The sequence below is a fragment of the Streptomyces sp. NPDC048257 genome, assembly GCF_043201855.1.
In the GTDB taxonomy this organism is placed as follows: Bacteria; Actinomycetota; Actinomycetes; order Streptomycetales; family Streptomycetaceae; genus Streptomyces.
This window is the reverse complement of sequence record NZ_JBICZI010000031.1, coordinates 22,253-35,456: the sequence shown is the minus strand read 5'-3', so window position 1 is coordinate 35,456 and position 13,204 is coordinate 22,253. Positions and strand designations below refer to the sequence as shown.

At 69.3% G+C, this 13,204-nt stretch carries 12 protein-coding genes; 3 read left to right on the top strand and 9 right to left on the bottom strand.

The genetic code is table 11. The features are described from left to right. Positions 1–24 precede the first annotated feature (24 nt). From ACGFZK_RS34155 to rfbB, 5 genes are all read right to left on the bottom strand, one after another. The gene (locus tag ACGFZK_RS34155) at positions 25–909 is read right to left on the bottom strand and encodes a glycosyltransferase family 2 protein (protein WP_393852736.1); all 885 of its coding nucleotides are present in this window, start codon (positions 907–909) and stop codon (positions 25–27) included. Between the two features lie 9 nt (positions 910–918). Continuing rightward, on the bottom strand, positions 919–1,725 hold the full coding sequence (locus ACGFZK_RS34150) for a glycosyltransferase family 2 protein (protein WP_393852735.1): 807 nt from the start codon (positions 1,723–1,725) through the stop codon (positions 919–921). After that, positions 1,722–2,123 carry a DUF2304 family protein gene (locus ACGFZK_RS34145; RefSeq protein ID WP_393852734.1) on the bottom strand — a complete coding sequence of 134 codons (402 nt, stop codon included), beginning with the start codon at positions 2,121–2,123 and terminating at the stop codon, positions 1,722–1,724. Before ACGFZK_RS34145 ends, ACGFZK_RS34150 begins: the two co-directional genes overlap by 4 nt. 146 nt (positions 2,124–2,269) lie before the next feature. Beyond that, on the bottom strand, positions 2,270–3,181 hold the full coding sequence (gene rfbD / locus ACGFZK_RS34140) for a dTDP-4-dehydrorhamnose reductase (protein ID WP_393852733.1): 912 nt from the start codon (positions 3,179–3,181) through the stop codon (positions 2,270–2,272). Further along, entirely contained in the window at positions 3,178–4,155 is a 978-nt protein-coding gene (gene rfbB / locus ACGFZK_RS34135; protein ID WP_393852732.1) for a dTDP-glucose 4,6-dehydratase, read from the bottom strand. The genes rfbD and rfbB overlap by 4 nt, the downstream gene beginning before the upstream one ends. An 82-nt stretch (positions 4,156–4,237) precedes the next feature. Between rfbB and rfbA the strand changes: the two genes are divergently transcribed. Next, on the top strand, positions 4,238–5,113 hold the full coding sequence (gene rfbA / locus ACGFZK_RS34130; protein ID WP_052876416.1) for a glucose-1-phosphate thymidylyltransferase RfbA: 876 nt from the start codon (positions 4,238–4,240) through the stop codon (positions 5,111–5,113). Further along, on the top strand, positions 5,110–5,709 hold the full coding sequence (rfbC, locus tag ACGFZK_RS34125; RefSeq protein WP_030008456.1) for a dTDP-4-dehydrorhamnose 3,5-epimerase: 600 nt from the start codon (positions 5,110–5,112) through the stop codon (positions 5,707–5,709). Before rfbA ends, rfbC begins: the two co-directional genes overlap by 4 nt. Before the next feature lie 261 nt (positions 5,710–5,970). Here rfbC and tuf read toward each other — a convergent pair whose 3' ends face one another. The 4 genes from tuf to rpsL all read right to left on the bottom strand — a co-directional run bounded on the left by tuf (position 5,971) and on the right by rpsL (position 10,329). Then, positions 5,971–7,164 (bottom strand): elongation factor Tu, encoded by a 1,194-nt coding sequence (gene tuf, locus ACGFZK_RS34120; protein ID WP_150518320.1) that lies wholly within the window; start codon positions 7,162–7,164, stop codon positions 5,971–5,973. 148 nt (positions 7,165–7,312) lie between these two features. Further along, positions 7,313–9,445 carry an elongation factor G gene (gene fusA / locus ACGFZK_RS34115; RefSeq protein WP_393852731.1) on the bottom strand — a complete coding sequence of 711 codons (2,133 nt, stop codon included), beginning with the start codon at positions 9,443–9,445 and terminating at the stop codon, positions 7,313–7,315. A 39-nt stretch (positions 9,446–9,484) separates the two neighbouring features. Next, positions 9,485–9,955, bottom strand: coding sequence for a 30S ribosomal protein S7 (gene rpsG / locus ACGFZK_RS34110; RefSeq protein WP_007265894.1), 471 nt, complete (start codon positions 9,953–9,955; stop codon positions 9,485–9,487). Between the two features lie 2 nt (positions 9,956–9,957). After that, positions 9,958–10,329 carry a 30S ribosomal protein S12 gene (gene rpsL, locus ACGFZK_RS34105; RefSeq protein ID WP_007265893.1) on the bottom strand — a complete coding sequence of 124 codons (372 nt, stop codon included), beginning with the start codon at positions 10,327–10,329 and terminating at the stop codon, positions 9,958–9,960. Positions 10,330–10,698: 369 nt separating this feature from the next. Between rpsL and ACGFZK_RS34100 the strand changes: the two genes are divergently transcribed. Further along, positions 10,699–13,176: a YfhO family protein gene (locus tag ACGFZK_RS34100; RefSeq protein WP_393852730.1), complete on the top strand. Its 2,478-nt coding sequence runs from the start codon at positions 10,699–10,701 to the stop codon at positions 13,174–13,176. Positions 13,177–13,204 lie beyond the last annotated feature (28 nt).

Sequence of the window (13,204 nt, the reverse complement as noted above, 5' to 3'; positions counted from 1 at the left end):
CAGGAGCTTTCATCGGCCGCACGCTCAGCGCGTGGCGTGGCGGAGCATGGCGCTGACACCGGGCCGGCCGGCCTTCCTGGCGGCGCCGGGCAGCAGGGTGATCGCGTGCAGCCGGGAGGAGAGGTGCAGCCGGGAGACCTTGGCGGCGCGCGGCCAGCCGTGCCGGTCCAGGCGGTCGGCGGTCTCCACGAAGAAGCGCTTGGCCTCCTCGAAGCGGTGGCCGGTGTAGGCCTTGGCCGAGGACTCGCTCTCGGCGTGCCGGCGGTAGCTGAAGCAGACCTCCGGCGTGGTGGCCAGGGACTCCCCCGCCACCAGCAGGTCCACGACCAGGGCGAGGTCCTGGATCACGCCCAGGTCGGCGCGGAAGCCGAAGCGCTTGACCGCCTCGGTGCGCCAGCAGATCGAGGGGAAGTACAGCCAGTTGCCGCGCAGCAGGCTGGTGGCGAGCTCCTCGCCGCCGAGCAGGGCGCGGCCCGGGCCCTTGGGTGCGTAGAGCTTGCGCTTGGTCCGGTCGCCGAGGGTGTCGAAGGGCAGGCCGTCGGTGCCGATCACCTGGACGCCGGGCTGGATCATCGCCGCGGTCGGCTCGCGGTCGGCCGTCGCCCGCACCACTTGGAGGTAGTTCGGGTGCATGAGGTCGTCGCAGCCCATGAGTACGAGGTACTCGTACTCGGCGAGCTCGACGCAGCGGTTGAAGTTGCCGGTCACGCCGAGGTTGCGCTCGTTGCGCAGGTAGCGGACCCGGGAGTCCGCCAGCTGCTCGAACCACTCGGGGACGCCCGGCTCGCTGCCGTCGTCGACGACGGTGAGCCGCCAGTCGTCGCCGTCCTGGGCCAGGATGCTGCGGACGGCGTCCTGCATCAGCGCGACGTCGCCGTAGTACGGCAACAGGATCTCGAAACGCGACATGTTCTCCGCCTAGGCCTTGGTCAGCTCACGGCGGACCAGCTCGGCGGTGCGCTGCTGGAACGCGGCGTACGCCGGCGTGCCGGGCGTGAAGGTCTTGAGCTCCTTGGGCATCCGACGGATCATCGCGAGCAGCAGCACGAGGCCGGCCCGGGTCAGGTAGACCATCGCCTTGAGCGGCGAGGCGCTCGGGCGGCCGGTGGTGCGTTCCCGCATGGCCACGGGGATCTGGCGCACGGTGAAGCCGGAGCGGGCGGCGCCCACCATGGACTCGATGGTGTCGCCGAGGTACTCCACCGGGTACCAGCGGGCGAAGAACTCTATGAGCGGCCGGTTGCAGGCACGGAAGCCCGAAGTGGTGTCGGTGAGCTTGGTCCGGGTGATCCGCGAAAGGACCACGGACAGCAGGGACATCGCCCACTTGCGCGGGCCGCGGACCTGGTAGTCGCCGTCGCCGGCGAACCGGGCGCCTATGACGAGGTCGGCGTCGCCGACGGCGAGGCGCTCCAGCAGCGCCGGCACGTACGCCGGGTCGTGCTGACCGTCGGCGTCCACCTGGATCGCCACGTCGTAGCCGTGCTGCTGTGCGTAGCGGTAGCCGAGGCGCATGGCGCCGCCGACACCGAGGTTGAACGGCAGCTGGGCGACGGCCGAGCCGGCGGCCCGGGCCACCTCGGCGGTGTTGTCCGCCGAGCCGTCGTCGACCACGAGGGTGTCGACGTAGGGCAGTTGCTGCTGGATCTCACGCAGGACGGAGGGCAGGCCGTCCTCCTCGTTCCAGGCGGGAAGAATGATCAGAACGCGACGACCGTCGTTCACGAGTTCACCTGTGCCTCGATGGCGCCGGAATCCTCCGTGCGCGGCGACGTGCTGGGGTAACCGCCCTGCTGGACGAGATGCGCGCGGATCAGCGCGACGTCCTCCGCGAGGGTGCGGGTCTCCGCCTCCAGCCGGCTGGTCTCCCAGCTGAGGTGCAGGCTCACCAGCAGGACCAGCACGAAGCCGACGAACAGCACCAGGCTCACGCCGGATGCCACGCCGAGGCTTCTGGCGACCGGGTCCAGCAGGCTGGGCACGAACCCGAGAGGGGCGACCAGCAGCCCGATCGCGAGCCATATCGCCGCGTACTTCTCCCGCAGTTGCTGGCGGCGCAGCAGCTCGAGGATGTACCCCAGCACCAGAAGACCGGTGATGGAAGTCAGAACGGAGAGTTGCACAGCGGACGGCGCCTTTCGCGCGAAGGGGCCAACATCTTTTTTATAGGAGAAGCATATGGCACGCCTGAAGACGCCAACGGGGCCCGGAAGGTTTCGTCCCGGGCCCTGCCGACGGTGGGTGCAGGAGAGCGATCAGGCTCGACCGCTCAACGCGTCGAGGGGAGTCTCAGCAGTTCAGCGAAGGCGGGCCGGGTGATCGCCTCGGCGAGCTGGGCCCGCCAGTCCGGCAGCGGTTCCAGCCCGGCGGCCGACCAGCGTTCGTGACCAAGGACACTGAAGGCGGGGCGCACGGCCGGGCGGACGAAGGCCTCCGAGGTGGTCGGCCGGATCCGCTCGGGGTCGAGTCCGCTCAGCCGGTAGGCCTCGCGGGCCAGCCCCATCCAGGTGGTCCGGCCGCTCGCGGTGCCGTGGTAGACCCCGCCCGGGGCCGCGCCCTCGAGCGCGGCGAGACCGAGCTCGACCAGGCGGCGGGCCAGGGCGTAGGACCAAGTCGGCTGGCCGTGCTGGTCGTCGACCACGTCGAGGGTGTCCCGCTGGGCGGCCAGCTTCAGCATGGTGGCGACGAAGTTCGCGCCGTGCTCGCCGTACAGCCATGCGGTCCGCACGATGTATCCGTCCTGCGGCAGCAGTTCGGCGACGGCCTGCTCGCCGGCCAGCTTGGAGCGCCCGTAGGCGTTGACCGGGCCGGTCTGGGCGTCCTCGCCGTACGGCTGCGTGGCATTGCCGGGCAGTACGTAGTCGGTGGAGACGTGCAGCAGGCGCGCACCGGCGTCGGCGCAGGCCCCGGCGAGGACGCGGACGCCGGTGCCGTTGACGGCGGTGGCGGCCTCCTCGGCGGTCTCGGCGCCGTCCACGTCGGTCCAGGCCGCGCAGTTGACGACGACGGCGACGCCCTCGACGGCGGCCCGGACGGCTGCCGGGTCGGTGATGTCGAGGTCGGCGCGGCGCAGGCCCGCGGCCTCGATGCCGGCGTCCTTCAGGACGGCCAGGACGTCCTGGCCGAGCATTCCGGCGGCGCCGGTGACGAGCCAGCGTCCGGCTCGCGGGTTCGCGCTCACTTCTGCAGGGCCGCCTTCGCCTTCAGCGGCTCCCACCAGGCGCGGTTCTCGCGGTACCAGTCGATGGTGGCCTTGATGCCGTCCTCGAAGGTGACCTGCGGGGCGTAGCCCAGCTCGGCGCCGATCTTGCTGATGTCGATGGAGTAGCGGAGGTCGTGGCCCTTGCGGTCCTCGACCTGCTCGACCATGTCCCAGCCGAGGCCGGCGGCCTCCAGCAGGACGCCGGTGAGCTCCTTGTTGGTGAGCTCGGTGCCGCCGCCGATGTTGTAGACCTCGCCGGCCCGGCCCTTGCGCATGGCCAGGTCGATGCCGCGGCAGTGGTCGGAGACGTGCAGCCAGTCGCGGACGTTGCCGCCGTTGCCGTACAGCGGGACCTTCCTGCCGTCCATCAGGTTCGAGACGAACAGCGGGATGACCTTCTCCGGGAACTGGTAGTGCCCGTAGTTGTTGGAGCAGCGGGTGACCACCACGTCCATGCCGTGCGTGCGGTGGTAGGCCAGCGCCAGCAGGTCGGACGACGCCTTCGAGGCGGAGTACGGGGAGTTCGGCACCAGCGGCCACTCCTCCGTCCAGGAGCCCTCGCTGATCGAGCCGTAGACCTCGTCGGTGGAGATGTGGACGAAGCGGCCGACGCCGTGCTTGCGGGCGGAGTCGAGCAGCACCTGGGTGCCCACGACGTTGGTCACCACGAACGGGCCCGCGCCGGCGATCGAGCGGTCCACGTGGGACTCGGCCGCGAAGTGCACGACGACGTCGTGACCGGGCATGACCTGGTCGACGGCCTCGGCGTCGCAGATGTCGCCCTTGACGAAGGTGTAGCCGGGGTGGTCCGCGACCGGGGCGAGGTTGGCCTCGACGCCCGAGTAGGTCAGCTTGTCGAAGACAGTGATCTGCGCCGTGGCATCTGCACCGAGCTGCTGGCGGACGAATTCTGAACCGATGAAGCCGGCGCCGCCGGTCACGAGGATGCGCATAATACGAAGAGTCTAGCCGCCCGCCGAACGTCACATGCCCTGAGCTCGGCTCCCCCACGCCCTCTCGCATAGGGTTCTCCCCATGCGTGGAATCCTCTTGGCCGGTGGCACCGGATCTCGACTCTGGCCGCTGACCCGGGCAGTCTCGAAGCAGCTGCTGCCCGTCTTCGACAAGCCGATGATCTACTACCCCCTCTCCACCCTCGTGATGGCGGGTATCAGCGAGATCCTGATCATCACCACCCCGGACGACCGCGAACAGTTCGAGCGACTGCTCGGCGACGGCTCGCAGTTCGGCCTGCGGCTGGAGTACGCCGTCCAGGAGCGCCCGGAGGGCATCGCCCAGGCGTTCGTCCTCGGCGCCGACTTCATCGGCGACGAATCCGTCGCACTGATCCTCGGCGACAACATCTTCCATGGCAGTGGCCTCGGCACCCGCCTCGCCCAGCACACGGACGCCAAGGGCGGCCGCGTGTTCGCGTACCCGGTGGCGGACCCCACGGCGTACGGCGTCGTCGAGTTCGACGAGAACGGGCAGGCCATCTCCATCGAGGAGAAGCCCGAGAAGCCCAAGTCCCGCTACGCGGTGCCGGGTCTGTACTTCTACGACAACCAGGTCGTCGAGATCGCCCGCGGCCTGAAGCCCAGCGCCCGCGGCGAGCTGGAGATCACCGCCGTCAACGACGCGTACCTGCAGGCCGGTGAGCTCAATGTCACCATCCTCGACCGCGGTACCGCCTGGCTGGACACCGGCACCTTCGTCTCGATGGTCCAGGCCTCCGAGTTCGTCCGCGTGATCGAGGAGCGCCAGGGCTTCAAGATCGGCTGCATCGAGGAAGCGGCCTGGCGGGCCGGTCTGATCGACTCCGCGCAGCTGCGCGCGCTCGCCGAGCCGCTGACCAAGAGCGGCTACGGCGACTACCTGCTGATGCTGCTCGCCGAGGAGGACGCCCGATGAAGTTCCGCGAACTCTCCATAGCCGGCGCCTTCGAGGTCACCCCGCAACTGCACGGCGACCCGCGCGGCCTGTTCACCGAGTGGTACCGCTTCGACCGGCTCGCCGAGGTCGTCGGCCACCCGCTGAACCTGGCCCAGGCGAACCTCTCCGTCTCCTCCGCGGGCGTGGTCCGCGGCATCCACTTCGCCGACGTACCGCGCGGCCAGGCCAAGTACGTGACCTGCGTACGCGGCGCCGTGCTCGACGTCATCGTCGACCTCCGGGTCGGCTCCCCCACCTTCGGCCAGTGGGAGGGTGTCCGCCTCGACGACGTGGACCGCCGCGCGGTCTACATCCCCGAGGGCCTCGGCCACGGCTTCTGCGCCCTGAGCGACGACGCGACGCTGTCGTACCTCTGCTCGGAGACGTACAACCCGACCGGCGAGCACTCGGTGCACCCGCTCGACCCCGACCTGGGCATCGAGTGGCCGGCCGACGTCCCGCTGCTGTCCGCCCGCGACGAGGCCGCCCCCTCGCTGGCCGACGCCCTCGCGACCGGTCTGCTGCCGGACCACGCCGCCTGCGTGGAGTTCACCGAGTCCCTGCGCGTGAACTGACCCACCCCCGTACGCAGGTGAGGGCCGCACCCCGTCCGGGGTGCGGCCCTCGCGCGTACCCGCCCCCCGGACTGCGGGGGAGGCACACGCCGGCACCCGGCCGGCCCCCTCCCGGCACCACCCTCCCGGCACCCGCTGGGCATCCGCGCCCGCCACGTCCCGGACATGCCGAAGGGCCCCGTCCCACCGCCGAGGCGATGGGCCGGGGCCCTTCAGTGCAACTTGGTGCCCGATGAACGGGCTACCAGGTCAGAGCACGAATTACTTCGTGATCTTGGTGACCTGGCCGGCGCCCACGGTACGACCACCCTCACGGATGGCGAACTTCAGGCCCTCCTCCATGGCGACCGGCTGGATCAGCGCGACCGTCATCTCGGTGTTGTCGCCCGGCATGACCATCTCCGTGCCGGCCGGCAGGGTGACGACACCCGTGACGTCCGTGGTACGGAAGTAGAACTGCGGACGGTAGTTGTTGAAGAAGGGGGTGTGACGGCCACCCTCGTCCTTCGACAGGATGTAGGCCTGGGCCTCGAACTCGGTGTGCGGGGTGACCGAACCGGGCTTGATGATGACCTGGCCGCGCTCGACGTCCTCGCGCTTGATGCCACGGAGGAGCAGACCGACGTTCTCGCCCGCCTGGCCCTCGTCGAGGAGCTTGCGGAACATCTCGATACCGGTGACCGTGGTGGTGGTCTTGGTCTCCTTGATACCGATGATGTCGACGGTCTCGTTGACCTTCAGGACACCACGCTCGATACGGCCGGTGACGACGGTACCGCGACCGGTGATCGTGAAGACGTCCTCGACGGGCATGAGGAACGGCTTCTCGGTGTCACGCGGCGGGGTCGGGATGGCCTCGTCGACGGCGGCCATGAGGCCGAGAAGCTTCTCGCCCCACTCCTTGTCGCCCTCGAGCGCCTTCAGCGCGGAGACGCGGACGACCGGCAGGTCGTCGCCCGGGAACTCGTACTCGGAGAGGAGCTCACGGACCTCGAGCTCGACGAGCTCCAGGATCTCCTCGTCGTCCACCATGTCGGCCTTGTTCAGGGCGACGACGATGTAGGGGACGCCGACCTGGCGGGCCAGGAGCACGTGCTCCTTGGTCTGCGGCATCGGGCCGTCGGTGGCGGCGACCACGAGGATCGCGCCGTCCATCTGCGCGGCACCGGTGATCATGTTCTTGATGTAGTCCGCGTGACCCGGGCAGTCGACGTGGGCGTAGTGACGCGCCTCGGTCTGGTACTCGACGTGCGCGATCGAGATGGTGATACCGCGCTGGCGCTCCTCAGGAGCCTTGTCGATCTGGTCGAAGGCCGAGGCCTCGTTCAGGTCCGGGTACGCGTCGTGCAGCACCTTGGTAATGGCGGCCGTGAGGGTCGTCTTACCGTGGTCAATGTGACCGATGGTGCCGATGTTGACGTGCGGCTTAGTCCGCTCGAACTTCGCCTTCGCCACGGGGTCCTCCTGGAGAGTGGTTCTGTACGCCTTGCTCATCGGCGCCAGGTGATCTTTGCTGGAAAGCCGGTTCCCCCGGGGCAACGGAGGGTTACTCCTGTTGCCCCAGAGGCTCCGGTGACAAGCCTAAAGCGTGTACTCGGAAGAGTTACTCGCCCTTGGCCTTCGCGATGATCTCCTCAGCGACGTTCCGGGGAACCTCGGCGTAGGAGTCGAACTGCATCGAGTAGCTGGCGCGACCCGAGGTCTTGCTGCGGAGGTCTCCGACGTAGCCGAACATCTCCGAAAGGGGCACGAGGCCCTTCACGACGCGAGCACCGTGACGCTCCTCCATGGCCTGGATCTGGCCACGGCGGGAGTTGATGTCACCGATGACATCGCCCATGTAGTCCTCGGGCGTGGTGACCTCTACGGCCATCATCGGCTCAAGGAGCACGGGAGAAGCCTTGCGCGCGGCCTCCTTGAAGGCCTGCGATCCGGCGATCTTGAAGGCGAGCTCGGAAGAGTCGACCTCGTGGTAGCCACCGTCGAGAAGCGTGACGCGAACGCCCGTCATCTCGTACCCGGCCAGGATGCCGAACTGCATGGCTTCCTGCGCACCGGCGTCGACCGAAGGGATGTACTCCTTCGGGACGCGTCCGCCGGTGACCTTGTTCACGAACTCGTACGCCGGACCGTCGGTCTCGGTGATGGGCTCGATCGCGATCTGCACCTTGGCGAACTGACCGGTACCACCGGTCTGCTTCTTGTGCGTGTAGTCGTGACGCTCGACGGCCTTGCGGATCGTCTCGCGGTACGCGACCTGCGGCTTGCCGACGTTGGCCTCGACCTTGAACTCGCGCTTCATACGGTCGACCAGCACCTCGAGGTGCAGCTCGCCCATACCGCCGAGGATGGTCTGGCCCGTCTCCTCGTCCGAGTGAACGTGGAAGGAGGGGTCCTCCTCCGCGAGACGCTGGATGGCGACACCCAGCTTCTCCTGGTCACCCTTGGACTTGGGCTCGATGGCGACCTGGATGACCGGAGCCGGGAAGTCCATGGACTCCAGGATCACGGGCTGCTTGTCGTCACACAGCGTCTCACCGGTGGTGGTCTGCTTCAGGCCCATGACGGCGACGATGTCACCGGCGCCCACCGCGGCGATCTCTTCACGCTTGTTGGCGTGCATGCGGTAGATCTTGCCGATGCGCTCCTTCTTGCCCTTGACGGAGTTCAGCACCGCAGTGCCGGCCTCCAGGCGGCCCGAGTAAACCCGGACGAAGGTGAGCTTGCCGAGGTGCGGGTCGCTCATGATCTTGAACGCCAGCGCCGCGAGCGGCTCCTCGTCGGAAGGCTTGCGCTTCACGACGACCTCGGCGTCGCGGACGTCGTGGCCCTCGATGGCCTCGATGTCCAGCGGCGACGGCAGGTAGCGGACGACGGCGTCGAGCAGGGGCTGAACGCCCTTGTTCTTGAACGCCGTGCCACAGAACACCGCGGTGATCGTGGGCTCGCCCTTGCCCTTGCCGGAGTTCAGGATGATCCGGCGGACGGCGGCGTGCAGCTGCTCGACGGAGGGCTCGGTGCCCTCGAGGAACAGCTCCATGATCTCGTCGTCGTTCTCGGCGACGGTCTCGACCAGCTTGCCGCGCCACTCTTCAGCAGCCTCGGTGTGCGTGGCCGGGATGTCGACGATGTCGTACATCTCGCCCTTGGTCGCCTCGGCGGACCAGACGAACGCCTTCATGGTGACCAGGTCGACAACGCCCTGGAAGTCCATCTCGGCACCGATGGGGAGCTGCATGACGATCGGAACCGCACCGAGGCGGTCCTTGATCATCTCGACGCAGCGGTGGAACTCGGCGCCGGTGCGGTCCAGCTTGTTGACGAAGCAGATGCGGGGCACGCCGTAACGGTCGGCCTGACGCCAGACCGTCTCGGACTGCGGCTCCACACCGGCGACACCGTCGAAGACGGTGACGGCGCCGTCGAGGACGCGGAGCGAACGCTCCACCTCGACGGTGAAGTCGACGTGGCCCGGGGTGTCGATGATGTTGATGGTGTGGTCAACGTCTTCGAGGGGCCAGTGGCAGGTCGTCGCGGCAGACGTGATGGTGATACCACGCTCCTGCTCCTGCTCCATCCAGTCCATCGTGGCGGCGCCGTCGTGGACCTCACCGATCTTGTACGACACACCGGTGTAGAACAGGATGCGCTCGGTGGTGGTCGTCTTGCCCGCGTCGATGTGGGCCATGATCCCGATGTTGCGGACCTTGGCCAGGTCAAGCGAAGTGGTAGCCATAAGGCTTCGGTCTTCTCTCGGTCTCGATGTGGGGTGGGACTACCAGCGGTAGTGCGCGAAGGCCTTGTTGGACTCGGCCATCTTGTGCGTGTCCTCGCGCTTCTTGACGGCAGCGCCAAGACCGTTGGAGGCGTCGAGCAGCTCGTTCATGAGGCGCTCGGTCATGGTCTTCTCACGACGGGCGCGGGAGTAACCCACGAGCCAGCGGAGGGCCAGGGTCGACTGGCGACCCGGCTTGACCTCGACGGGGACCTGGTAGGTCGCGCCACCGACACGGCGGGACTTGACCTCGAGGGACGGCTTGACGTTCTCCAGCGCGCGCTTCAGCGTGATGACCGGGTCGTTGCCGGTCTTCTCGCGGAGGCCTTCCATGGCGCCGTAAACGATGCGCTCGGCGGTGGAGCGCTTGCCGTTCAGGAGGATCTTGTTGATGAGCGACGTCACCAGAGGAGATGCGTAGACCGGGTCGATGATGACCGGGCGCTTCGGGGCGGGGCCCTTACGAGGCATTCTTACTTCTCCTTCTTGGCGCCGTAGCGGCTGCGGGCCTGCTTGCGGTTCTTGACAGCCTGGGTGTCAAGCGCACCGCGGATGATCTTGTAACGAACACCCGGCAGGTCCTTCACACGGCCACCACGCACGAGCACGATCGAGTGCTCCTGCAGGTTGTGTCCCTCACCCGGAATGTAAGCGGTGACCTCGATGCCGGAGGTCAGACGCACACGCGCGACCTTACGGAGCGCCGAGTTCGGCTTCTTCGGGGTGGTCGTGAACACACGCGTGCAGACGCCGCGACGCTGGGGCGAGGCCTCGAGCGCGGGGGTCTTTGTCTTCTCGACCTTGTCCTGCCGGCCCTTACGGACCAGCTGCTGGATCGTAGGCACTACTTCTCCGGTTTCTGTGTGCCGTGTAGTGAAACTAACCTGGAACATCCCCGACCCACGCGGTCGGGTGTGTCGAACACTGCACGCTTTCACCGAAGTGAGTCGGGCGCAGATTGCGGTGTGGTCTTCTCGGCTCTCCGCGGGGTCTTAAGCACACGCGGGAGCCCAGGGCACACCCCAGGCACAAGGTCAGAGCGTACCTACCTCACAGAGGTAGGTCAAAACAAATGCCCAGCACGAAAACCCGCCGCGCGCAAGTGGTGGGCGGCCCGATCGGCCCTGCGCCCCGCCCCGGCGCCCTAAACTGACACCTCGCCCGGGCGCGGGACGCCCGTGAGTCGATCAGCAGGGAGCAGGACATTGGGGACCGTGGCACCCGAGCCGACCACAGTCGACGCCCGTCCCCCGGCCGCGGGCCCACCGGCCCCGCGCCGGCCGGCCACCCGCCGGACCAGGCGCCTGCGCGGTCCGCTGCTGGCCTTCCTGATCACCGCGGGCGCCTTCTGCGCCGCCTGGGTGGCACGCGGCACCTTCCCCTTCGGGAACACCGGCCGCGCCCTGAACGACCAGGCCAACCAGTACGTGCCCTTCCACCGGGCGCTGTGGGACCTGGTCCACGGACAGGCCGCCGGCGACGTGCTGTTCACCTGGCGCGGCGGCTTCGGACAGCAGTTCCTGTCCGACTACCACACCTACCTCGGCAACCCCTTCTCCTGGCTGGCCGTCCTCGTCCCGCGCGCCCACGTGGACCTCGCCGTCTTCGCGGTCACCCCGCTCACCATGGGCACCGCCGCCGCCGTTATGACGGTGTACCTCGGCAAGCTGCACCCCGGCCCGTGGTGGCAGCGGGGCGTGCTCGGAGCGACGTACGGCCTGTGCGGCTGGGCGCTCAGCGACGCCTCGTACATCCCGATGTGGTTGTGGGGCCTGGTCGCGCTCCCGATGCTCGGCATCGCCGTCGAGTGGTGCCTGGAGGGGCGGCGCTGGCCGGGTGTGGCCCTGCTGGTGGCGCTCGCCTGGTTCGGGAACTTCTACACCGCGATGATGGCCACGATGGCCGCCTGCATCCTGCTGGCCATCCGCATGGCCACCCGCGACATGACGGCCCGGGAGCGGCTGCGCGCCCTGTGGCGGGCCGCGACGGCCGCCGGGACCGGGATCCTGCTCACGCTCCCCCTGCTCCTGCCGTCCTTCCTGTCCAGCGGGGCGGCGCAGCCCACCAAGGCCGCCGCCTTCGACCCCGTACGCATCGAGCTCTTCCTCTCGGGCATGCTCCCGGCCACCCACCTGTGGGGCGGCCGCCCGCGGCTCTACGTCGCCTCGCTCGGGCTGATCCTGGCCGGCTCCTTCGTCCTCAACACCGGCGTCGCGAAGCGGACCCGCCTGGTGTGGGCGGCCGCGACCGTACTGGTGGCCGCCTCCTTCCAGTTCCCGCCCACGCAGTTCGTGTGGCACGGGCTGGCGGTGCCGAACGGCAATCCGTACCGCGAGGCCTTCGTCTTCAGCGCGATGGTCGTGATCCTGGCCTGGCTGGCGCTGGCCAACCGGCCGCGCCCGCTGCACCTGGCCCTGGTGACGGCCCTCCTCGTCGTCGCCACCTACGTCCTGCGGCGCACCGACGACTTCGGCGGCTGGACCTGGCCGGCCGTGCTCGGCGGCGGGGCGGTCTCCCTGCTGGCCCTGGTCCTGCTGCGGCTCGGCGAGAAGCGCCGGTTCCTGATCCCCGTGGCCGCGGCCCTGATGATCGGCGTCGTCTTCGCCGAGTCCACGGTCGCCGCCGCGAACGCGGACGCCCGCCGGTCCCGCGAGCGCTGGGCCAAGCCCGTCACCACCTCGAGCCGGTCGATCGGCAACCACTTCGACGCCGTCCGCGGCGTGACGGGCTGGCCCGCGTACCGGACCGACTCGGGCGCGCCCCAGAGCGCGTACAACGACGCCCTGGCCCTGCGGGCGGAAGGCCCGCAGTACTACAGCAGCTACCTCCCCGAGGCCACCTACCGGGCGCTGGAGCCCCTCGGGTACGGCTTCAAGAACGACGGCCGGACCTTCTTCGGCGCCGACAACCCGGTCCTCGACGCGATCTTCTCGATCGGCGCGCGGGTGCGCCCGGGGACCGCCCCGGGCACCTGGACGGCCTCGACCTTCCCGGCGCCCCCGCTGGTCACCGTCCGCACCGGCCCGTACACCTCCCCCAACCCGGCGGACAGCGTCTACGCCCGCCAGGAGAACGTCCTGGGCGCCACCGTTTACCAGGTCCCCCAGGTCACCCGCGGCGGCACCGACACCGAGCAGACGTACACCGCCCAGTGCACCCCCGGCTCCGAGGCCTACTGGTCCTCCCCCGCCCTCTACGGCACGGTCCGGGCCGGCGGCACCCAGAAGCCCCTGGAGGACCTGATGACCGGCGTGACCCCGCTGGGCACCGTCCCCGCCTCCGGCACGGTCGACGTCGCCGTGCAGACCCGTACGCAGGGCGCGCACGCGGGCGGGCACCCGCTCGGCTGCCTGGACCGCGCGGCCCTCGACACGGTCGTCCGCCACCTCACGACGACGGGGGCCACCGCGGTCCGCCCGGGCGGCCACACCCTGGAGGCGACCCTTCCCACCCGCGCGGGCGGCACGGCGGTCATCGCCACGACCGCGGTCCCGGGCTGGCAGTGCTCGGCCCCCGTGAAGCCCTTCCACGGCCTCCTGGCGGTGGACCTCCCCGCGGGCACGGACCGGCTCTCCTGCACCTTCACCCCGAAGGGCCTCACCCCGGGCCTCGCGGGCGCCACCCTCGCCCTCCTGACCCTCATCGCCGTCCAGGTCACCACCCTCCGCCGCCGCCGGCGCAAGGCAGGGTAATCCCGCAGTTCCGGAGCGCGCCGAAGCC